19 protein-coding genes are annotated in these 19,913 nt (G+C 40.1%); 6 read left to right on the forward strand and 13 right to left on the reverse strand.

From position 1 onward, the window contains the following. The first annotated feature begins 11 nt into the window (after positions 1 to 11). Both B2107_RS09375 and B2107_RS09380 read left to right on the forward strand, forming a co-directional pair. Entirely contained in the window at positions 12 to 692 is a 681-nt protein-coding gene (locus B2107_RS09375) for a M15 family metallopeptidase (RefSeq protein ID WP_293955294.1), read from the forward strand. Positions 693 to 694: 2 nt separating this feature from the next. Then, positions 695 to 1,585, forward strand: a complete 891-nt coding sequence (locus tag B2107_RS09380; RefSeq protein ID WP_293955296.1) for a helix-turn-helix domain-containing protein — start codon at positions 695 to 697, stop codon at positions 1,583 to 1,585. Here B2107_RS09380 and B2107_RS09385 read toward each other — a convergent pair. The 6 genes from B2107_RS09385 to B2107_RS09410 all read right to left on the reverse strand — a co-directional run bounded on the left by B2107_RS09385 (position 1,568) and on the right by B2107_RS09410 (position 7,308). Beyond that, a complete protein-coding gene (locus B2107_RS09385; RefSeq protein WP_293955298.1) occupies positions 1,568 to 2,275 on the reverse strand; it encodes an HAD family hydrolase in 708 nt (235 codons plus the stop codon). The two genes, B2107_RS09380 and B2107_RS09385, sit on opposite strands and share 18 nt — an antisense overlap. Then, positions 2,276 to 3,265 carry a lysylphosphatidylglycerol synthase transmembrane domain-containing protein gene (locus B2107_RS09390; RefSeq protein WP_293955300.1) on the reverse strand — a complete coding sequence of 330 codons (990 nt, stop codon included), beginning with the start codon at positions 3,263 to 3,265 and terminating at the stop codon, positions 2,276 to 2,278. Further along, positions 3,255 to 4,208 (reverse strand): CDP-alcohol phosphatidyltransferase family protein, encoded by a 954-nt coding sequence (locus B2107_RS09395; protein WP_293955302.1) that lies wholly within the window; start codon positions 4,206 to 4,208, stop codon positions 3,255 to 3,257. The genes B2107_RS09390 and B2107_RS09395 overlap by 11 nt, the downstream gene beginning before the upstream one ends. Continuing rightward, entirely contained in the window at positions 4,189 to 5,073 is an 885-nt protein-coding gene (locus B2107_RS09400; RefSeq protein ID WP_293955303.1) for a hypothetical protein, read from the reverse strand. Before B2107_RS09400 ends, B2107_RS09395 begins: the two co-directional genes overlap by 20 nt. A gap of 13 nt (positions 5,074 to 5,086) precedes the next feature. Next, positions 5,087 to 5,812 carry a nucleotidyltransferase family protein gene (locus B2107_RS09405; protein WP_293955305.1) on the reverse strand — a complete coding sequence of 242 codons (726 nt, stop codon included), beginning with the start codon at positions 5,810 to 5,812 and terminating at the stop codon, positions 5,087 to 5,089. A 167-nt stretch (positions 5,813 to 5,979) separates the two neighbouring features. Further along, on the reverse strand, positions 5,980 to 7,308 hold the full coding sequence (locus tag B2107_RS09410) for an inositol-3-phosphate synthase (RefSeq protein ID WP_293955307.1): 1,329 nt from the start codon (positions 7,306 to 7,308) through the stop codon (positions 5,980 to 5,982). 507 nt (positions 7,309 to 7,815) lie between these two features. Here B2107_RS09410 and B2107_RS09415 point away from each other — a divergent pair. Then, a complete protein-coding gene (locus tag B2107_RS09415) occupies positions 7,816 to 9,675 on the forward strand; it encodes a CocE/NonD family hydrolase (RefSeq protein ID WP_293955309.1) in 1,860 nt (619 codons plus the stop codon). A 391-nt stretch (positions 9,676 to 10,066) separates the two neighbouring features. Beyond that, the gene (locus B2107_RS09420) at positions 10,067 to 11,377 is read left to right on the forward strand and encodes an NYN domain-containing protein (protein ID WP_293955311.1); all 1,311 of its coding nucleotides are present in this window, start codon (positions 10,067 to 10,069) and stop codon (positions 11,375 to 11,377) included. A 170-nt stretch (positions 11,378 to 11,547) separates the two neighbouring features. Here B2107_RS09420 and B2107_RS09425 read toward each other — a convergent pair whose 3' ends face one another. Continuing rightward, the gene (locus B2107_RS09425) at positions 11,548 to 12,213 is read right to left on the reverse strand and encodes a DUF2625 domain-containing protein (protein WP_293955313.1); all 666 of its coding nucleotides are present in this window, start codon (positions 12,211 to 12,213) and stop codon (positions 11,548 to 11,550) included. Between the two features lie 196 nt (positions 12,214 to 12,409). Here B2107_RS09425 and B2107_RS09430 point away from each other — a divergent pair, with 196 nt between their 5' ends. Beyond that, the gene (locus tag B2107_RS09430; protein WP_293955314.1) at positions 12,410 to 12,940 is read left to right on the forward strand and encodes a YfiT family bacillithiol transferase; all 531 of its coding nucleotides are present in this window, start codon (positions 12,410 to 12,412) and stop codon (positions 12,938 to 12,940) included. Between the two features lie 78 nt (positions 12,941 to 13,018). On the opposite strand, the gene B2107_RS09435 is transcribed toward B2107_RS09430, so the two are convergent. Both B2107_RS09435 and B2107_RS09440 read right to left on the reverse strand, forming a co-directional pair. Beyond that, positions 13,019 to 13,243 (reverse strand): hypothetical protein, encoded by a 225-nt coding sequence (locus tag B2107_RS09435; protein ID WP_293955316.1) that lies wholly within the window; start codon positions 13,241 to 13,243, stop codon positions 13,019 to 13,021. A 93-nt stretch (positions 13,244 to 13,336) separates the two neighbouring features. After that, entirely contained in the window at positions 13,337 to 15,064 is a 1,728-nt protein-coding gene (locus tag B2107_RS09440; RefSeq protein WP_293955318.1) for a WG repeat-containing protein, read from the reverse strand. Between the two features lie 221 nt (positions 15,065 to 15,285). Between B2107_RS09440 and B2107_RS09445 the strand changes: the two genes are divergently transcribed. Beyond that, positions 15,286 to 15,765 (forward strand): hypothetical protein, encoded by a 480-nt coding sequence (locus B2107_RS09445; RefSeq protein WP_293955320.1) that lies wholly within the window; start codon positions 15,286 to 15,288, stop codon positions 15,763 to 15,765. A gap of 151 nt (positions 15,766 to 15,916) precedes the next feature. Here B2107_RS09445 and B2107_RS09450 read toward each other — a convergent pair whose 3' ends face one another. The 4 genes from B2107_RS09450 to B2107_RS09465 form a co-directional block, all read right to left on the reverse strand. Then, positions 15,917 to 16,621, reverse strand: coding sequence for an NUDIX hydrolase (locus B2107_RS09450; protein ID WP_293955321.1), 705 nt, complete (start codon positions 16,619 to 16,621; stop codon positions 15,917 to 15,919). A gap of 3 nt (positions 16,622 to 16,624) precedes the next feature. After that, positions 16,625 to 17,536, reverse strand: a complete 912-nt coding sequence (locus B2107_RS09455; RefSeq protein WP_293955324.1) for a hypothetical protein — start codon at positions 17,534 to 17,536, stop codon at positions 16,625 to 16,627. A 104-nt stretch (positions 17,537 to 17,640) separates the two neighbouring features. Beyond that, the gene (gene nadE / locus B2107_RS09460) at positions 17,641 to 18,423 is read right to left on the reverse strand and encodes an NAD(+) synthase (protein WP_293955326.1); all 783 of its coding nucleotides are present in this window, start codon (positions 18,421 to 18,423) and stop codon (positions 17,641 to 17,643) included. After that, positions 18,413 to 19,909 carry a nicotinate phosphoribosyltransferase gene (locus B2107_RS09465; protein WP_293955328.1) on the reverse strand — a complete coding sequence of 499 codons (1,497 nt, stop codon included), beginning with the start codon at positions 19,907 to 19,909 and terminating at the stop codon, positions 18,413 to 18,415. Before B2107_RS09465 ends, nadE begins: the two co-directional genes overlap by 11 nt. Positions 19,910 to 19,913: the final 4 nt, after the last annotated feature.

Below are 19,913 nucleotides of genomic sequence, written 5' to 3' on the forward strand. Positions count from 1 at the left end.
ATCTTCATTCCATGAAAATCAACTTGTGTCTTGCACTTGGTTTAAGCTTTTTAAGTTCATTTATCTGTGCACAGGAAAAAAGCATACCATCGGATTTTGTATATGTCACGGACATCATTCCTAAGATTAGCTTGGAAATGCGTTATTTCGGCAGTCACAACTTTACAGGAAGACCAATACGGGGTTATGCAAAGCCTGTTGCGATTTTAACTAAGCGGGCAGCCATCGCACTGCAGCAGGTGGAAAACCATTTAAATAAAAAAGGTTTGGGCTTGAAAATATTTGATGCCTACCGTCCGCAGCGCGCTGTTGACAACTTCAAGTCTTGGTCATTAAAAACTGACGACACCATTGCAAAAAAAGAGTTTTATCCACATCTCGATAAGAAGAATTTGTTCAGCCTAGGGTTTATCGCTTCCAAATCAGGCCATAGCCGTGGCAGTACAGTAGATCTTACGATCATTAGCCTGAAAGACAACAAAGAAATTGACATGGGCGGGCCGTTCGATTTTTTCGGAGCTGTGTCACACCATCAATATGCAAATCTGACGGCAACACAAAAAGAAAATAGAAAAATTCTAAAAGAAGCGATGGCTAAATTTGGGTTTAAAGCTTACGATAAAGAATGGTGGCACTATACGTTGCAAAATGAACCTTATCGTAAAACTTATTTTGATTTTATCGTGAAGTAAACATGACTGTAAAGGAAATACCATTCGAAAATAAGGGCTTTTATGTTTTTCATTTTAAAGGCAATAAATCAAAACCTGTCTTCAGTTCCGAGCAGCAGCACATCCTAAAAAAGGGTGAACTCTATTCGCTCTGTTTAATAAAAAGGGGCGAAACGTCTTTTATCATCAATAATGAGCGCATACAGGTAGCACAAAATCACTTATTGTTAACCAGTCCATCATCGAGAGTCAATAGCTCTTCTGTAGCCAAATCGTGGGACTGCGAAGTGTATTTGCTTTTCTTCACATTGGATTTCACCTTCAAATTGGACTTTCAGCAGGATTTTTTTGATGTAACCAAAAAATCGCTGGCTATCAACGATAGTTACATCTGGTCGCTATCCAGTCAAGATGCGACTAACCTGTCTAATTTATTTAAGCAGTTTATTCACTACGATCGGCAAGCGTCGAACTACCTATTCAAAAGTCAGATTGTAAAGTCTTTAACAGAAATATTATTTTGTGAAATTGCGCGATTAGGAAGTCAAAACCTACGAAATACATCTGCTATCCCTTCACGGAAACGAGAAATACTGGCAAATTTTTACTTGCTGCTCAAAAAGTCATTTCATAAAGAACACATGGTACAATTTTATGCCGTGCAACTCGGTATCACGGCGAAGCACCTCTCGGTAATTACAAAGGAGCTTACAGGAAAATCAGCAATGGAACTTATTCAGAATGTCTTGGTGGAAGAAGCAAAGTCTTTACTCTGCCAAGGGCTTACGATGCGTGAAATTGCAATGAAATTACACTTCTCGGATCCGTCTTTTTTCGGCAAATTCTTTAAGCGAAATGTGGGTATCTCGCCTAAAGAATTTCGTCAGAACCTCTATTTAAACAAAGTCCATTAAATCAAAGATACTTGTAAACTGCTGATCTGCAGCCGAAGTATCCTGCAATTTGTCTTCGCCCCACGTCTGCCCCTTCAGCCATAAGGTTTGGCATCCAACAGCTTTAGCAGGGACCATATCCTTACTATACGAGTCGCCTACGACAACGATTTCTTGTGCAGGAAGTCCTAATTTGTCGACACCTAATGCATAAATTGCAGGATCAGGTTTGCGTACACCGACAACGGCAGATTCCACAACCGACTGAAAATAAGGTAAAATACCAAAATCGGCAAGCACAGATTTCAGATTGCCATAAAAGTTGGAAACCATCACAATCGGATATTTTTCATGCAGTGAATTTAGAAGCGGCTTCACCTGATCAACTGTATTCTTCGCGAGGGAATAGCCATCAAATGCTATTTTATCAGCTAATGTTTTATCTAGTTCGTACCCTGCAGCAATAAGGTATTCAAATTGTACATTGAGCTTTGCCTTCAATACCGCTAAAAAATCAAAGTCAGGCTTAATAATCGGTTGTAAAGCCATTTGACGTTCTACGTAACTATAGGCTTCCTGAAAAGCGTTCAAATTTACAGGAACCTCGTATTTTTCATAACCCGACCAGATAACGGCTCCCCAATGACCACCATTTGTATCCAAGGTTCCACCATAATCAAAAATAATCCCCTTCATGTTAAACTTATTCATTTATTTCTTTTTTACTAAACTCATCCAGCCCAAGCCGATCATAATCCATACAATTTCTCTAATTCGCGTGACAACGCCCATAAAAATGCCGACTTTAGCAGGTAATCCTATACTCATGACAGCCATGGCTAAACCTCCCTCCCGAGTCCCCAATTGCATGGGAAAGAAAAACACAAGATTAGCAAATAATGATGAACCTGAGCTGATGATCATGGCATCAACAAAATCAATATTGATATCTAAGGCTAAACCGATGAAATAAATCTCAAAACAGCCCACTACCCGAGCTACAAACTCCCAGAAAAGAGCTTTGTAGAAACGGTCGCGCCGATTTTGAAAAAGATTTTTCACCTGCTGATCCACATCATTTAAGGTTTCATACTTCGTTTCTAACAAATGATTGACTTTTTTACCTACCAAAGGTAATTTAGACAATGCTTTCAAAAGCGAAACTGTAATTCCCTTCTTATAAAATTTTGTAAATAGCCAAGTACAAATAATTGCCATTACAAAAATCGCAGCACAGGCCGCGTTTACCATCGTACTGGCCGGTACAAACCAAAGGATAAGGAAAACAGAAGCTACCCAAAATAAAATATGGGACAAGATATGCATGACACCGTACAACAGTACCGAAGAACCAGCCTTCGAGCCTCCAACATATTTTTTGAGTTCAATAATACGATAGGGTTCTCCTCCTAAAGCAACAAATGGCGTAATATAATTTATTGCATAACCCGATATCGTCAGTTGTAACACTTTCCAAAAAGGCACATCCGTCTGAGGTAATTCGGGCTCTTCAATAATTGCCTTGAATGCCATGGCATTCATCCAGTAGAGTACTGCCCAACTGCCAAGTACAGGCAAAAACCACCATCCGATTTTTTCAAGGTTGTTCCAAATCTCATCAATGCCCATTGCCTGAATCATATAGGCAAGTGTACCTATACCAATCAGCATAAAGAGTACTTTATAGATCTTACTCCCCATAGGTTGGATCATTTTTTAATTTATCCACAAAATAACCACTTACTTTCTCCTGTCGGTTACACATATAGATTAATATTGGATTTAAGACAAACATATCAAAGAAAAAATAAATCCAAGGCTGACCAATAAACAACCAAACAAATAGGAAGATCACTCTGGTGTTGAACTGAACAATATTGGTATATTTCATCAATGGCTTATTCTGCGCTCTAAAATCTAACATCAACTGCTGTGGCAGTTCATCTTTATAGCGACTCTTCACAATACGCAATAGTTTTTGCAACTTCGGAGAAAGCTTTTCTTGGTTTCGCGTATAGCCCATATAGCCATTCAAGACAAATTTGCTAAAGAAATTCTTACGCCAAGACAAGGCTTCATAGTCCGCTTTTAAATCACGGGTATTGTCCAGCTCACTTCCGGCTTTACCTTTTATAAAATACAGGTGAACATTGCGGTAATAATCGGCCATTGCTGACTGAATCATATGCGATACACCGGCAAGCACACAAAAGACCCATAACCATTGTGACCATCCCTCATTGATACTGCGCAAGCAGATTGCTATATGAATGGAAGCAAACCAAAAATCGCCGGCAAAACCATCCAAGATGCGGCCAAAACGACTTTTGTTATCTGTCATTCTTGCCAGCTGCCCATCGGCACTGTCTAAAGAATTGGCAAAAACCAATAAAAGCATACCAATTACATTGATCCACAGTGCTGGGTAATAGAATAAAATACCCGCAGCAACGCCAAAGAAAATACTGATAATCGTCACTGCATTCGGCGTAACACCTATTTTAGCACATACTTTTGCGATGCGATAACCAATAGGTCGATAAAACCAGATGTCAATTCGCTCTTCTGTATCATTAGATTTTAAAGATTGTTCGAATGCACTCAAATTTGCGTCTTCGATTACATTAACTTGTTCTTTCTGCATTGTGGTTCTTTTCAGTAAATTTATGGTAAACCATTTGAGCAATAGCCTCAGCCGCCTCGGCCCGGCATGGTGCAAAACTTGGCCAGTCATTTAAATCTATAATATGGAAATCTCCATTGGCATCAATAATCACATCGCCGCCGTAGATATGTACATCAAGGACTTCAGCAGCACGATTAGCGACTTGTTTTAAATTGTCTAGGTCAAAAGGAAAATGTACCACCTCATCATTAATTTGCTCGTACAAATCATATTTATGATGATTGTGTTCATAGGGGTAGAAATAATAAAAGAACGCCGTTCCCCGTACAGCATAAAACTTCAATAAGTCTCCGGCAAGATGTTCAGAAATTACAGCTTCTTTAATTCCACGTAGCGCATATTCATTCAAGATATGTTGCGCTTCCTTGAGACTTGCGGCAAACGTAACGTCTTCTTTATGAATAGCATGAAAATCGCCACGCTTAATCCATACTCCCTTCCCTTTCAATTTCTCAAAAATAGATTGAATGTCTGCTACAGTAGATATCACAATGCTTTTGGGATAAGGAACTCCGCCTTCCAAAAGTTTAAGTGTCATATTCTTACGATAGCAATTTTCAATCCCAAAACCCGAATTCAAAACAGAGGTACCGTTGCTTTGAAGCGATTGCAACTTTTTGACTAAAGTCTTTGTTCTGCCCATCGTTAAGATATTGTCTTGCTTTATGGTTGACAAAGACAAAAATTCATCTTCATTACAAATTTCGACCGAAGTACCTTTTTCGTTCAGTTTTAAAATTACTTCATTGAATATAGCGGCGTCATTTCCCACATGATTGGGTGAAAAGCGATTTTTTCGAGTTACGCCTAAAATTGAAATCATATCGCTCATTTTTCTAACTAACTTCCTCACTCAAAAATTGTTCAGCGACTTCTCGATCTCTTAGATGATCAATGTCGACGACTTTTTCAAACACAAATGCTTCAACTTTCAAACTATTTTCCAGTAAAGCACGCTGAAAATTACGCATTCTCGAATTTCCAGCAGCAACGGAACTTAATGCACAATCCATGGCGGCCTTACGGAAACAATAAATTCCACCAGAAACATACCTCGTTTCGGTTGTCGAACTATCTAAGAAAGCTTCCACTTCAAGTTGTTGATTGGTATTGACATACAAAGGGCTCTCATCATCAATAAAAGGGGTAACAGCCATAAAAGCATCTGCATTTTTATGTTGATGAAAATCATCTAAGTAAGCATGAAATTCATGTGGCTTAAAAACCGTATCGGTTGTTGTAAGACAACAGGAAGCCCAATTAGGATTGTTTTTAACAAGCAAAGCAAAACTGTGTAAGGAACTTTCAGTATCTTCCTCGAGCAGCACAATAGGTAATGCAAAAGTCGTTTTTTCCAAAAACAATTTCAATTCCGGAGATTGTTTATTGATGATGACATGAACTTTTTGTGCTCCTTCTTTGGCAAATATGCGAATCAATCGTTCAATTAATGGAACTCCATGTAATGGTAGCAAGGGTTTCGGTAAATTGAATCCCTCCTTTCGCAATCGAGAACCTTCTCCCGCTGCTATAATAGCAAATTCCATCTCTTCTAATTGCAAAATAAAATCATTTATTAAAAAAAGCAAAACCCCCGTCATTCGCTCTGCGTTGATAAACACAAAAGCCTACAGAGGGTTATATCAAGTCTCCAACCGCATCAATGGTGTTGAAGAAAAAGGGGAAAAACTGTCTTTAACAATTGTTTCCCCCATCTTATTAAGGTCGCTTATTGAATGCTATCTACTAGCTCTTGGTAATAATCCAATCCCAAATGCGTGATTAAATCTTCACCCATAATGTGACGCAATGTATTTTGCAATTTCATTAATTGTTTGAAGATATCATGTTCTGGAGGTAAACCTGGGGCCGTTTGAGGCGATTTCAAGTAGAAGGACAACCACTCTTGAATACCTGACATACCTGCACGTTGAGCCAGATCGATAAAAAGTGCTAAATCCAACGCAACTGGAGCTGCTAAAATTGAATCACGGCACAAGAAATTGATCTTAATCTGCATTTTGTAACCCAACCAACCGAAGATATCGATGTTATCCCAAGATTCTTTATTATCACCATGCGGAGGATAATAATTGATGCGTACTTTGTGATAAAGGTCACCGTACAGTTCCGGATTCTTTTTTGCATCTAAAATTTCTTCCAATACCGATAATTTAGAGACCTCTTTTGTTTTGAAATTTTCCGGATCATCTAATACCAATCCATCACGGTTACCCAAGATATTGGTCGAAAACCAACCTTCAACACCTAAAGCTCTTGCTTGAAGCCCCGGTGCTACGATCGTTTTCATTAATGTTTGACCTGTCTTAAAATCTTTACCTGCAATAGCTACCCCGTTTTCGTGTGCTAGCTCAATGATTGCTGGCACATCACACGTTAAATTTGGTGCACCATTGACATAAGGAGCACCTTCTTTTAAAGCCGCATAACAGTAAATCATGCTTGGCGGAATGCGCTGATCGTCATTATCCAAAGCCTCTTCCAGTTTAGCTAAAGTTGAAAAAGCTTCGTTAGTTTCTATATAACGTTCTGTAGAGCCACACCATACCAATACGACGCGGTCCAATCCATTTTTCTCTTTAAATTCACGAATATCACGTTGTACGGCATCTGCCAATTCACGACGTGTTTTTTCAGATTTGATGTGTGTTCCATCTAAATTTTTAACAAAATTACGATCAAACACAGCCTTCATTGGTTGGATAGCCTCCAATTCAGCTTTAACAGCATCCAATTGACCTTGCTCCAATACCTGTGCTTTTGACGCAGCCTCGTATACGTTATCTTCATATACGTCCCATCCGCCAAAAACTACATCTTCCAATTTTGCTAAAGGGACGAAATCTTTGATTAATGGATTTCTGTTCTCAGTGCGTTTACCCAGACGAATTCTGCTCAGTTGAGAAACAGATCCGATTGGTTTTGAAAAACCTTTGTTTATAGATGCCACACCAGCGATCAATGTTGTAGCCACAGCACCTAATCCCGGAATAAGAATACCCAATTTCCCATTGGCATCTTTCACTTGTTGTCCCATATTAATTCTATATACTTAAATTGTTATTTAATTGATGTATTATGATAAAATAATTCTTAAAATTAGCTTAAAAAAACATAATTCATACCACTTGGCATTATATTTATAAAAATCGCGAAAAGTATCGATAATAATGCGACTTGAGACCTAAATAAATAACCTGAAAAACAATTACTATTCGTATTAAACTACACCATCTCACTGAGATTTAATGATTTTGGCTAAACCTGTCAATCGAAAAATAACCTCCTACTAATCCTACTCAATATATCAACATTCGAAAACTAATCCAAATTCAAAACAAAAAAAGTTTTTATTTCTAAAAAACTGGTCAATTTTTCCTTTTCTATTTCTCACAAATATGACAATAAAATTGGAAAATGGCGTTACTAGCACTACCTTTAGTTTTAAAATCTAATACCCGCAATAATTCTACAGCATTATTAGTAAACAATCTAGTGTAAAATAAGGTTACACCGAGTAAGTACCGAACAAATAATTATCTAAATGAAAAATACGATTTCGTACCTCACCTTAACGTTTTTATGTGCCAGCCACTTATATGCGCAAACAGCTGCCGACTCTGCTTACGTTAGAGATTTTTATGAAAAGACTGAAGTGACAATACCAATGAGAGATGGTAAAAAATTGTTTACTGCGATCTATAGTCCAAAAGATAAGTCGAAGAAATATCCAGTTTTGCTCAACAGAACGCCTTACACTGTTTCTCCCTATGGGCGAAATGAATATAAGAAAAGTCTAGGAAACTTTCCGGCAATGATGCGTGACGGCTATATTTTCGTCTATCAAGATGTGCGCGGTAAGTGGATGAGTGAAGGTGATTTTGAGGATATACGTCCGACTACATACAGCAAAGATAAAAAAGCAATCGATGAAAGTACAGACACCTACGATGCACTGGAATGGTTGCGCAAGAATCTTAAAAACTACAATGGTAACGCGGGGCTTTACGGAATCTCCTACCCGGGCTTCTATTCTACTGTAGGGCTTGTCAAAACACATCCAAGCTTAAAAGCAGTCTCCCCCCAGGCTCCGGTAACAGATTGGTATATCGGCGATGACTTCCATCATAACGGGGTTTTGTTTCTGCAGGATGCGTTTAGCTTTATGTCAACCTTTGGCGTCCCGCGCCCCAAGCCCATCACGCCAGATCAATTTAAAAGCAAAATCCAGATTGAAGAAGCGGATAAATACAACTTCTTTTTAGAAGCTGGAACAGCACGAGAACTTAAAGAAAAATATTTTGGGGATTCTGTTCAATTCTGGAATAACCTATTTAAACATCCCGATTATGACGATTTTTGGAAATCGCGTGTAATTACCAATGCTTTACAGGAAGTGAAACCAGCAGTGATGGTCGTCGGGGGCTTTTTCGATGCTGAAGATGCCTATGGAACATTTAAGACCTATCAATCGATTGAAGATAAAAGTAAAAAAAACAATTCGATTTTGGTTGCCGGGCCTTGGTATCATGGCGGTTGGGTACGATCAGAGGGAAACTTTCTGGGAGATATTCAATTTGATAAAAAAACCAGCATAACGTATCAGGACCAATTTGAGCAACCATTTTTCAAATTTTACCTGAAAGGTGAAGGGAATTTCACTCCTTCAGAAGCTACTATTTTTGTATCGGGCACCAACGAATGGAAACACTTTGAACAATGGCCTCCTAAAAATGTGGAGACAAAAAAACTCTACTTCCATCCTCAGGGAAAACTGGCATTTGACAAAGTGCAGCGTACAGATTCCTGGGATGAATATGTAACTGACCCCAATAAGCCCGTCCCACATCAGGGTGGATTAATTCAAAACCGAACGCGGGAATATATGGTCGACGACCAGCGCTTTGCAGCCAGCCGTCCTGACGTAATGGTATATCAAACAGAGCCATTGACTGAGGATATTACGATTGTTGGTCCCGTCAAAAACCATCTTAAAGTTTCCTCAACGGGTACCGATGCAGACTATGTCGTTAAACTGATTGATGTTTATCCGAATGATGCGCCGAGCTATCAAGGAAAAACAATGGCCGGATACCAAATGATGGTTCGCGGAGAAATTATGGCCGGAAAATATCGAAATGGTTTTGAAAAAGCAGAGGCACTAACGCCAGGAATGGTCGAAAAGGTGAATTTTGAAATGCCAGATGTGGCACATACGTTCAAAAAAGGACATCGAATAATGGTTCAGGTACAAAACTCCTGGTTTCCGCTAGCAGAACGAAATCCACAGGTATTCTTAGCGCCATATACCGCTACCAAAGCTGATTTTCAGAAAGCTACCCAACGGATCTTTCATGATGTGAATAATGCAACATATATTGAATTTGATATGCTTAAGGATTGATAGCTCTAAGTTAGACGACCTATCCGTAGCTCTTTAGCTACAAATATCAAAGGCAATTAAAAAAAAATGAAATAAGATTTGCAGAGGTGTAACATTTACACTATCTTTGTATCATCATAATTTAGGTTTATAATTGGTTATTTAAGGTTTTCATTCTCCCCGTTTGAAAACCTTTTTTTATTACTTTTAAGGTCTATCAACCGTTTTTCAACAACGCTCATTACAAAACAAAATTTACTGATTGCCTGTTCTCGAAGAATAGTGCTTAAATTAATTCTCAAAAAATGAGAGAAGTTCTTCAACAATACTGTATTTTTAGCGGATATATTGGGACTAAAGTACTCAGATGTATAAATAACAAATTTAAATAGTGGAAATATAATCGAAATATATGGCAGAACATGGGGATTTGCAAATCGCAATACTAATTGATGCGGACAATGTATCTTATCGAAAGATCGAAGAGATTTTGAATGAAGTCAAAAGATATGGAATTCCAACCATCAAACGCATCTACGGAGACTGGACCAATCCTTACGTTGAAAAATGGAAGGACAAACTTCTTACCCATGCTATTACTCCAATCCAACAATACAGTTATACACAAGGCAAAAATTCGACCGATTCGGCATTAATTATTGACGCGATGGATATTCTGCATTCGGACAGAGTGGACGGATTTTGTATCGTTTCAAGCGATAGTGACTTCACCCGTTTAGCCACACGTTTACGGGAGTCGGGTAAGCTTGTTATTGGTATTGGTGAAAAAAAGACTCCTAAGCCTTTCATCGCCTCTTGTGATAAATTCATTTACGTCGAAATATTTGAAAAAAATCAAAAGAAAGAAACGGTAGTAAAGAAAAAGCAGCAAACTCAGCCTAAACCAAATCCTGTTGAAAATGTAACGAGCATAGCAGTACTAGATGAGGAAACCCTAGAACTTTTGAAAGACACTGTGGATGATACAGCGGATGAAAATGGCTGGGCATTCCTGGGAGAGATTGGAAGTCTTTTTAATAAAAGGAAGCCTGACTTTGATGCGCGCAATTACGGATACGATAAGATGTCCCACCTTTTCAAAGCGTATAAAGAAGATTTTGAAATTGAGGAAAGGAACACGGACAAATCGCGTATCAAACACTATTATATCCGCAACATCATTAAGCGTCCTTTGTCCGCTGTAATCCCTACACCGCCGCTAGATAGTGAACCAAAAATAGTTTCGAACAGTACAACTACAACGGAACATACAGACAAACCAGCAAATCAAAACGGTAGAAAAAAAGGAAGGCCCGGGAAACGGCAGGATAAAGTACTTGCTGAAATAACGCCAAAAGAGATTGTGCAAAGCCCTGCGGCGCCGGAACAGAAAATAGAAGTGACTGCTCCAACATCAGGGGATTTGCCTAGCAGTATGCTATTCCCTTCGGAAGGCAATAAGATCACTGCGGATGATGTTAAAAAGACACAGATCCGGATCACAAAGGAATTTAAACCTTTGTTTCCAACCAAATCTCAAAAATTAAGGATTATGATCAATGCTGGTGAGTATGAATGTAATTTTACCTATCGGGGCAGAGGCTTTCACATACTTAAATTAGGAAAGGAAGCGGCAACCCAACTTGCACTCGCTGAGGGAATCCAAATACAAATTGTTAGACTGAACGAAGTGAGCTTTAGCCTTCAAAATAAATCTGTATAGGATTGCTGTTACTCCATCTGATTTTTTAGTCGATAAAACATAAGGTTTGTTTTATCGACTAATTAAAGTTTAGCGGTATTCTGCAAATGCAATATGATTTTCGACTGCTTTCGAATTGTTACCGCACTGGTATTAAACGGCTCAATTTTGGCTACTCTCAAAATAACTGATTAACGTCCGCCTGCAAATTCCATGGTAAAGTGGTAGTTCTCGTCAATAGCCACAGACTTACGGTCTACTTTTCGAAAGTCCCGCGCTTCGTCCGTCCATAGAAACGGGTAAAACGAAAATACCTGATTACCATTTAGAGATTTCACATCGTCATTCCAGCCTTTCCATTTGAACGTTTCATAAAACTTTGCGACATCCCCTTTTAATGCCCAAAAGATAAAATCCGAATAGCCACATTCCAAGCTCTCCCATTCTAAAGTATCTTGCGCAAAATAGTAAACCTGTCCAATAGCATCGCCTAGAGCCCCTGCATTGATCGCAAAGTAGCCACCCAAAACGTCATCAGCAATGAGTAGAAAACCACCCTTTTCACCTTCCTTAACAAAACTTTTCCCTTTATTCCACTCCATAATTCCGCGGTTGAGCTTTGGCGAACCTGAACCTAAAATTCGTAGCCAGCCTCCCTCGATTAAAATGCCACCAGTCTGGTGGATAATGGCTCCCATGGGAGATTTCGTGGTGATCTGTGCCCGTAAAAGTTCTTCATCAGCTCTCTTTGGATCGCGGGTAAGCACTTCATATGAATTTGTCGCTTCCTTCATCCAACGCTGCACGAGCTTCCATCCAGTATTACCTGTATCTATCAATTCTTTTAGACTTTTCATTTTTTGCTTTTTATTGCATGGTCAATCGCCCACCAACCGAATGGAACTTCCATGTCCTGATCAATTTTGCCGAAATTACCACAATTCTTTATCGCATCCAAATTGCACGAGCATAAGTACAAATACCAGAAAATATTTACTAAACCATCGCTATAAGTATTAGGAATCTTGCGTTTATTTTAATTAATTTTAGACTATGCAACATGAATTAGAAAAACTCAGATATCCTATCGGTCGCTTCGCCATACCAGATGCTATCGACAACACACTATTGAATGACTGGATTAAAACAATTACAGATTTTCCAACTAGATTAAAGTCCGAGGTCGGGGATCTAACGGACGATATGCTGGAGAAACGCTACCGCCCCGATGGGTGGACCATTCGTCAGGTTGTTCATCACTGTGCTGACAGCCATATGAACAGCTTCATCCGATTCAAATTGGCCTTGACAGAAGAAGACCCTACCATCAAATTATATGAAGAAAAATTGTGGGCCGACCTTCCAGATGCCAAGATAATTCCCATCGAAAGTTCGGTAAAATTGCTTGAAGGCCTACATGAACGTTGGGGGATTCTGCTCAAAAGCCTAACCAATGAACAGCTAGAAAGAGGATTTATTCATCCAGCCACCAAAAGGTTGATCTCTTTAAAGGTAAACATTGGTTTATATGCCTGGCATTGCAACCATCACCTCATGCACATTGCCAATGCCAAAAACCATTAATAGCGTTGGCTTTGTCGCAATGATCATTTCACTGATAAAAGATTATTGCAATAAAGCCAACGACAACATCACGCTTTATTAAAGTGACAATACCCATAGAAAGGCCATTAATCCTGCAATAGCAACCCCAATAAGGCCTGAAAGTAGAAACGACAGCAAATAATACCCTACGGTTCGTGTTTTCTTCTTCACAATATGAATAATACCCACCCCTAGCGTATAAACTGTTCCAAATCCACAAAAAACAATCGTGATCAAATCGATTAGAATGCCGCTGAAATCTATATTTGCTGATGATAACATGATGTTACTTATTATGTTTAACTAATTTATTAAATACGTTTTTCTTCCCTGTATGATAGCGATATTTGTCATTATTCCTTATCGAAATACTGTTCATATCCATCCCCCCTTACGTTTCATCCAGGCTTGATGAAACTGTACAAAATAGCTTTGATCGCGTCCCTGTAGCTGATAGCGCTCAGTATATAAATATTCGAATGCCGTCTCAGGTATTTCTATCACATTTCGGCTTAAGTCAAGATAAAACAGCCTCTCTCCCTTAAAAAGCAACAGGAGTTCGCCTGAGATAGCCATAGGCGCTGGATAGTGAAAAGGCGAACAGATATAATCATAAAGCTCACTACAAAACTTAAGCTTCGTATCGAAATAGCACATTCCCTGAGGGCAGTGTATGCGCATAAAATCCAAAAAGCAATGTTCGATTTTCTGATAGACATCGGCAGGTTCAAGTAACCACTCTCCGCGATGCGCATCATAAATCCCCTGTGTGTGGGAGCAGCGTACGACAAAAATATCTTTACGGTACTGCTGTATAGTATCTACTGCGACATTTTCTATCAGACTATCCTCCAGTCGGAATATCTCTTGTTCAAGCGAATAAATCTGCCATTTCTTCGTCTTGAGATAGGCGATACTTCGGTAGCCTTCTAACACCATAATCCGGTCGATTCCTTCATCCAAGGTATTACCATTGGGTTGAATGACAGTGATTTTTTGTTGTAGCTTATTGGGTTTAATCCAAAAATATCGATTGGCTAACGGCTGGAGGCTACCTTCCAAAAAAGTCCCCAAGTACTGACCGTCCATGAGATAATATTTCCTTTTTATCGTTCCTTTTTGTGGACTATAGAACAGCTTGTTATAGTCATACATAAAAGGTTCGGCCGCAGGATCTGAAATAATGAATTCTCCTTCAACCGAAAGGAGAATGTTGCCCTCCCCTTCCCTCGCATTTAAAAAACCATATGCGATCCAGTCAAGCTCATCGTATAAGGCAGGTACACTCAGCTGTCTGCTATCAATATGTAGTACTCCGCGTTTTCCTGCCACTTCCACTTCTGCGTAGTTATTTCCGTTGATATACCTGGCATCAAAAGCATCGCTATATTGACAAGATATCAATTCTGCGCCGCTTGAATCGATATAGCCGAATCGTCCATTTGCTTCAACTACAGCGATACCCTCTTCATTGAATTCGAATATTTCATCATATATTGCCGGAATCAGGAGATTACCATTCGCATTTTTTAATCCTTTCTTTCCACCTGCTTCGAAAACCTCAGCTCCTTTGTCCCGCAAGAGCTCTTCCGACCATAATCCCAATCCGTAATCAATCCAATCGGTTTGAAGAGCATCCAAAAAAGAAGAATAGCCAGAAGTTTCCACCAGCGCGCCCAACGGATCTAAGGATTGTTCATCGACAGCTTGTTCATACAATAAGGCTTGCATGCTGATTTCATCGGCCCATGCTTTGGCCTGCAGGGTATCTTTCTCCGCGTTCATGCTAAATACATCCCGTCCATCGATCTGAAATGTATCGAAAGGCAATGCTTCCAAAAATTCAAACATTCGGTTCACAGGCTCATAATATTTTTTTTTATAATGCAATTGGTACCTATCGGCCAACAACGCATAAAAATAGCGAAGCTTCGCGATCCCATCTTTCTTATTTGCAAAAAGCTGGCTACCTTTGGACCGGATATTGGCCGATAATAAAGGCCGCATGAGGATGGGAATTTCGTAATTCCATTCGGCCAGATAAAAAGGGTATGTTTCTTTGGTCTTGAGATTTACATTATAAATATAAATGCGATGTGCCATGTGTTAATTTTTCTTTTTTTCGTCTCTGTCGCATTGATCTAAATCATCCTGTGACTCGTGCAACTGTGGTAAAAATACTGCATTTATCAGTTTTTTCGATTAGCGGAAAACAGGGATTTTTTTTCGGTCTCTAAAAAAAATGTATCGAGATCGAATAATGAAAACTACATGTCAATCCATATGTTTATCATCAACGACAATCATTACTAAAAGAAACGACAATGAAATTAATACTAAAGATTATTGTTCTGCCCTGCGTGGCATTGCTTTTTAAAGACCAAACCTCCCTATCCACTGATGACCTTACGGTTTTCAAGCAACTCTATCCCATTACCGTTCTTCAGCCGGAAAGCAAAAATAGTTTTAAAAAATATGGGATCGAATTCTCCGGAGTATGTTATGCCTGTGATCTTGCAGAAATCAAAATCAGTAAAGAACAGTTTCATCTCGTCAACGTCTGTGATTCCAATGAAATCCACCAGATCAAGAATTTCACCTATACCAGCAGCGAGGGGGTCTTAATCCTAAAAACTCAGCACAATGAATTTATCTTCAAGCGAGTAGAGAAAGAACCTATTTTCGAATTGAAAATAAAGGGGGATGCTCTTTTGCTAAAGAACAAACGTATCGCAAAATACTACACACAGAAAGCGCTGATCGATCAGTTCGAAGTCCACGATTGCGGTGATTTTCAGGGCTAGCTAAACGTCACGCTACCTAACAGACGCTACCTTAAAATAACGTACTACAATAAATATGTCCCAAATCTTTGCATAAGATCTTGAAAGAACCCAACAGAAATAAAAGCAGGCAGTAGCTAATTTCTTTACCGCCTGCTCAGCTCGTTAAAACCTATACTTCAAAATAAAAACCCGATTCAGTAAGTTCTTTATATTTTATTCTGTCAAAACTGTAGATTTTCGCGGCCCTTGCACGCCGATCTTTTTGCTTATCGCTGTGGTCGATTAATAACCCCATGCTGAGTATTTTTTTTCGAAAATTCCCGCGGTCGATTGAGCGCTGCAGAACAGTTTCATACAAATTGTGCAAATCGGGCAAAGTAAACTGTTCGGGCAAAAGTTCAAAACCAATCGGCTGGTAACGTATTTTCCCCTTGAGTCTTTCGATGGCGGTATTCAATATCTGCATATGATCAAAGGCGAGATCTATATTTTCATCAATACCAAACCACTTGACCGCTTCAATATCTACACCTGCTTTCAACATATACGCTTCAGGCTTTACAAGTGCATAATAAGCAATGCTGATCACTCTTCCGCGCGGATCACGTGCTAAGTCTGAAAACGTATATAGCTGTTCAAGGAAAATATCTTGGAGACCGGCCTCCTCCCACAGCTTACGAAGGGCACAGTCTTCGGCTGTTTCTTCTTCCTGGATAAAACCGCCAGGAAATGCCCATTTTCCCAAGAAAGGTTCTATTGCCCGTTTGGTCAATAATACCTTGAGCTGATTTTTATCAAAGCCAAAGATGACACAATCCACCGTGACGGCCGGTCTGGCATATGCGTAGGTATATTGTTTTGTTGAACTTGCCATGTGCTACAAATTTACTTCTGTTGACAGTTTGAGCTGTATCCCGTATTTTTCTTTAAGTGCATCAAACTGCAGTAGCGTTTGCTCTTCGAATCCGGCAATCGGCGACATGCAGTCTATCAATAAAGTAATACGGGAGGTAATTGACCGATCATGTTCAAAATATTCCAAAATCTGCAGTGCCGAAGCCAATACGCAGTGGCTTGATGCCTCCCCTGCAATATAAATGGCATCGTATGCGCATATTGCTTCAAGAACAGCATGGTTTACGAATTTATTGTCATCGTATTCGGCTTTAATAATACCATACATCTCCGTGTACGGATCCTGTCCTTTGTAAACCAAGATCGGTTTTACCTTGCGCACCGCACTATGGAAATAGAGCATATTCGTAAATTGACTCTCAAGCTGCGCACCCCAGGTTCCCTCCAAACAGTGGTATGGCCAGATGCACAATTGTTTTTTACCTGCAGATTCCAGCTGCTGGAGATAATCGAGTGCTAAGGCTTTATGGCCATTGGCAAGGCGCCAGAGACCATCGCGGACATCCGCATAGCGAATGATGGTAAATGGCTCCGGATGATTTCCCGCCGCATCCACCCACCAGTCGGCATGGAAAATCTGCATCATCGAATGACAATCAAGACTGCACATCACTTGTGTAAGGGAACCCAAATTGCGGTACATCCAGTGTGTTAGGCGCTGAACATCTCCTTTAGACCCCTTGACGGCAAGGCTCCCAATAGATTCCATAAAGTCGTTCTGAACATCTATTGCCAAAAGCAGGGATCGTTTCGCGTCCAGGGCTGCCGGCTCGACCTTTTCCTCTTTTGCCAAGGCCAGCATTGCCGGTATTTTATCACTTTTGCCGCTGGCAATATCTTGCACATCGACAATCTGATCAAATGATGTTTTCATGCTATTCATTTTCTTTAAATCAATATTTATTGCGTTAAAACACTAGTCTTCTTCGCAATCTGCGCCAGTTGAGCGCATGCGCTAGTTTATTTAAGCAGTTAAAACTACCCCTTAAAAGTAGGTATGGCAGCAAATTTATGTGCAGATTGCGCAATACGCTTACGAATAACTTCGTCTATTACAAGGTCACCCGATGTACCTTTCAAAATAAACCCATCGATTTGCGCATAAGTCATTCCCAGTTCATCTTCATCCGTCTGTCCTTCCCAAAGGCCGGCAGACGGACTTTTATACTGAATAGATTCGGGTACGCCCAGGTATTTTGCCAAGGTATACACTTCCTGTTTGGTAACCATCGCCAAGGGATTCAGATCGTAGGCGCCGTCGCCCCATTTTGTAAAATAACCTACGGTAGCTTCGGCCATATTACCTGTGCCGATGACAAATCTGCTACCCAGCTGCGCAAATTGATACAAATAGGTCATTCGCACACGTGGACGGATATTGGCCAGACTCAAGGCTCTGTTTGCTGCTGTGGCTTCCGTTATAAACTCCTCGTGCTGGATCATCAGGGCGTCAACCGCGGGTTGAATATCATACACATGATAGGGAAAATCAAACTTCTGAATAAGCTCCATCGCATGCTGATGACTTTTACTAGTATTCATATCGCTGCCATACGGCATCATAACCAAGTGTACATCTACTTGTGCAAGGCGGCATAAACAAGCCACAACACTGCAGTCGATACCACCGCTCATTCCCAATACAAGTCCTTTACGGCCGGCCGACTTCACTTGCTGAGCAATCCAAGATGCCATTAATTGTGCATATTTTGCTACGTTTTCATCCTGGATGAAAAACGGTTTTTTTACGCTATTTTCCATATACTCGAATTGTTTCGGTTTTTAATCTATTTCTTATTTCATCAAAGCTAGACGTGTGAATAAATTCACCATTTAAATAGAAGTCTTGCAGCATGTTTCTATTTTCTAATTCAGCTACAGTTTGTGGATTCAGGTCGTCTATTAAACGATACTCATCATTTTCGAACACGACAGCCACCATACCTTTTTGCGATTTTTTAAAGTTTCCAGTATCTGTAGCGGGGCGCTTCTGAATTGCTTTAAATTCTCCATTGACAATTTCGGCAGTTCCTTTTAAGGCAAAACCAAAAGTATCGCGTGTGACATATTGATAGGTGTAAGAGCCTATTCCCAATATGGCATTGGTGGAAGCAAACCCCTTATCAAGCAGACCTTGACAGATTTTATTGGCCCTATCCACCGTAATGGAATCGCCATACACCACGCCGATATGTGAATCCAGCTCCTTAAATCCCTTGCTGTTGGTCGTGCCCCCAAAAAGTTCATATAGACGTTCGACAATACCTTTCCGAACAGTACTGCTATCAGATTCTGCATCCCCACAGATAATTTTTACCGGATCGCCACTATCGGGACGGATGACGACTTTACCTTCTCTTGCCATAATAAGATTCTTCAACTGAGGCAAAACATGATCGACTACATGCCACAGGTCATAAGTGTCCGATACAATGGAGACATTTCCACTTGGGTATACATTCGTGATGAGATGCCGGAAAGCTTCCACTTCATTTGCGCCATAGGAACACATTACACTGTGCTCCGTAGATGGGGTATACATCATCACATCACTTTTTGCATGGTAGTAGGATTTCAGATACTCCCTGACAGAGAGTGTTGCCGAAACACCAAAGCTTAACAAATGCCCACCTGCTGTACGATAAGCTGTTTCGGGAGAACCCATACCGCGCATGGAAAAATCTCCGGCTTGCGTGAAAACTTTATTGACGTCGCCCGTTTTCTCCGCAAAGCCCATTAATACTCTTTTATATTGATCCGCTATGGTCGCCGCAGTCATCGGTGACCAAATATAAGCAGATAGCTGTGTCTCCAGATATCCTGGCAGCCAGAAAAAATCCGGATGCGTATTTTCAATCGTAAACATCGGCACACCGATAGGCACTAGACTACCTTCGGGCAAAGCTTTTACTTTGATTGGGAGATAACCCAATCGATGCAGATCGCGGACATGCTTTGATTCATGCATAGATGCGAACTTTGCGTTTGTATTTTCAAAAACAGCTGCTATTGCTTCCTCATACACAGCAACAACTTCTTCTTCCGGCTGTGCAAAAAAGTTCTCGTCAAATGAATTGGTGATTTCGGCTAGCGCCCCTTGAAGTCCAAAGAAAACAACATGATTGATACCATCTAGGCGTGACATGCGTGGAGTCCAGGTTTCGTATACCCATTGTGTATGATCCGGATATTGATCCCTATGACATAATTTGTAACCATCTGTCCAAAGGATTGGGTTTTTGTTCATCGAT

The organism is Sphingobacterium sp. UBA7855, assembly GCA_002500745.1.
Taxonomy (GTDB): domain Bacteria; phylum Bacteroidota; class Bacteroidia; order Sphingobacteriales; family Sphingobacteriaceae; genus Sphingobacterium.

What these genes read in the sequence shown, in the direction of transcription:
- B2107_RS09375 (WP_293955294.1), top strand. Translation starts at nt 12, where the DNA reads ATGAAAATCAACTTGTGTCTTGCACTTGGTTTAAGCTTTTTAAGTTCA.
- B2107_RS09380 (WP_293955296.1), top strand. Translation starts at nt 695, where the DNA reads ATGACTGTAAAGGAAATACCATTCGAAAATAAGGGCTTTTATGTTTTT.
- B2107_RS09385 (WP_293955298.1), bottom strand. Translation starts at nt 2,275, where the DNA reads ATGAATAAGTTTAACATGAAGGGGATTATTTTTGATTATGGTGGAACC.
- B2107_RS09390 (WP_293955300.1), bottom strand. Translation starts at nt 3,265, where the DNA reads ATGGGGAGTAAGATCTATAAAGTACTCTTTATGCTGATTGGTATAGGT.
- B2107_RS09395 (WP_293955302.1), bottom strand. Translation starts at nt 4,208, where the DNA reads ATGCAGAAAGAACAAGTTAATGTAATCGAAGACGCAAATTTGAGTGCA.
- B2107_RS09400 (WP_293955303.1), bottom strand. Translation starts at nt 5,073, where the DNA reads ATGATTTCAATTTTAGGCGTAACTCGAAAAAATCGCTTTTCACCCAAT.
- B2107_RS09410 (WP_293955307.1), bottom strand. Translation starts at nt 7,308, where the DNA reads ATGGGACAACAAGTGAAAGATGCCAATGGGAAATTGGGTATTCTTATT.
- B2107_RS09415 (WP_293955309.1), top strand. Translation starts at nt 7,816, where the DNA reads ATGAAAAATACGATTTCGTACCTCACCTTAACGTTTTTATGTGCCAGC.
- B2107_RS09420 (WP_293955311.1), top strand. Translation starts at nt 10,067, where the DNA reads ATGGCAGAACATGGGGATTTGCAAATCGCAATACTAATTGATGCGGAC.
- B2107_RS09425 (WP_293955313.1), bottom strand. Translation starts at nt 12,213, where the DNA reads ATGAAAAGTCTAAAAGAATTGATAGATACAGGTAATACTGGATGGAAG.
- B2107_RS09430 (WP_293955314.1), top strand. Translation starts at nt 12,410, where the DNA reads ATGCAACATGAATTAGAAAAACTCAGATATCCTATCGGTCGCTTCGCC.
- B2107_RS09435 (WP_293955316.1), bottom strand. Translation starts at nt 13,243, where the DNA reads ATGTTATCATCAGCAAATATAGATTTCAGCGGCATTCTAATCGATTTG.
- B2107_RS09440 (WP_293955318.1), bottom strand. Translation starts at nt 15,064, where the DNA reads ATGGCACATCGCATTTATATTTATAATGTAAATCTCAAGACCAAAGAA.
- B2107_RS09445 (WP_293955320.1), top strand. Translation starts at nt 15,286, where the DNA reads ATGAAATTAATACTAAAGATTATTGTTCTGCCCTGCGTGGCATTGCTT.
- B2107_RS09450 (WP_293955321.1), bottom strand. Translation starts at nt 16,621, where the DNA reads ATGGCAAGTTCAACAAAACAATATACCTACGCATATGCCAGACCGGCC.
- B2107_RS09455 (WP_293955324.1), bottom strand. Translation starts at nt 17,536, where the DNA reads ATGAAAACATCATTTGATCAGATTGTCGATGTGCAAGATATTGCCAGC.
- nadE (WP_293955326.1), bottom strand. Translation starts at nt 18,423, where the DNA reads ATGGAAAATAGCGTAAAAAAACCGTTTTTCATCCAGGATGAAAACGTA.
- B2107_RS09465 (WP_293955328.1), bottom strand. Translation starts at nt 19,909, where the DNA reads ATGAACAAAAACCCAATCCTTTGGACAGATGGTTACAAATTATGTCAT.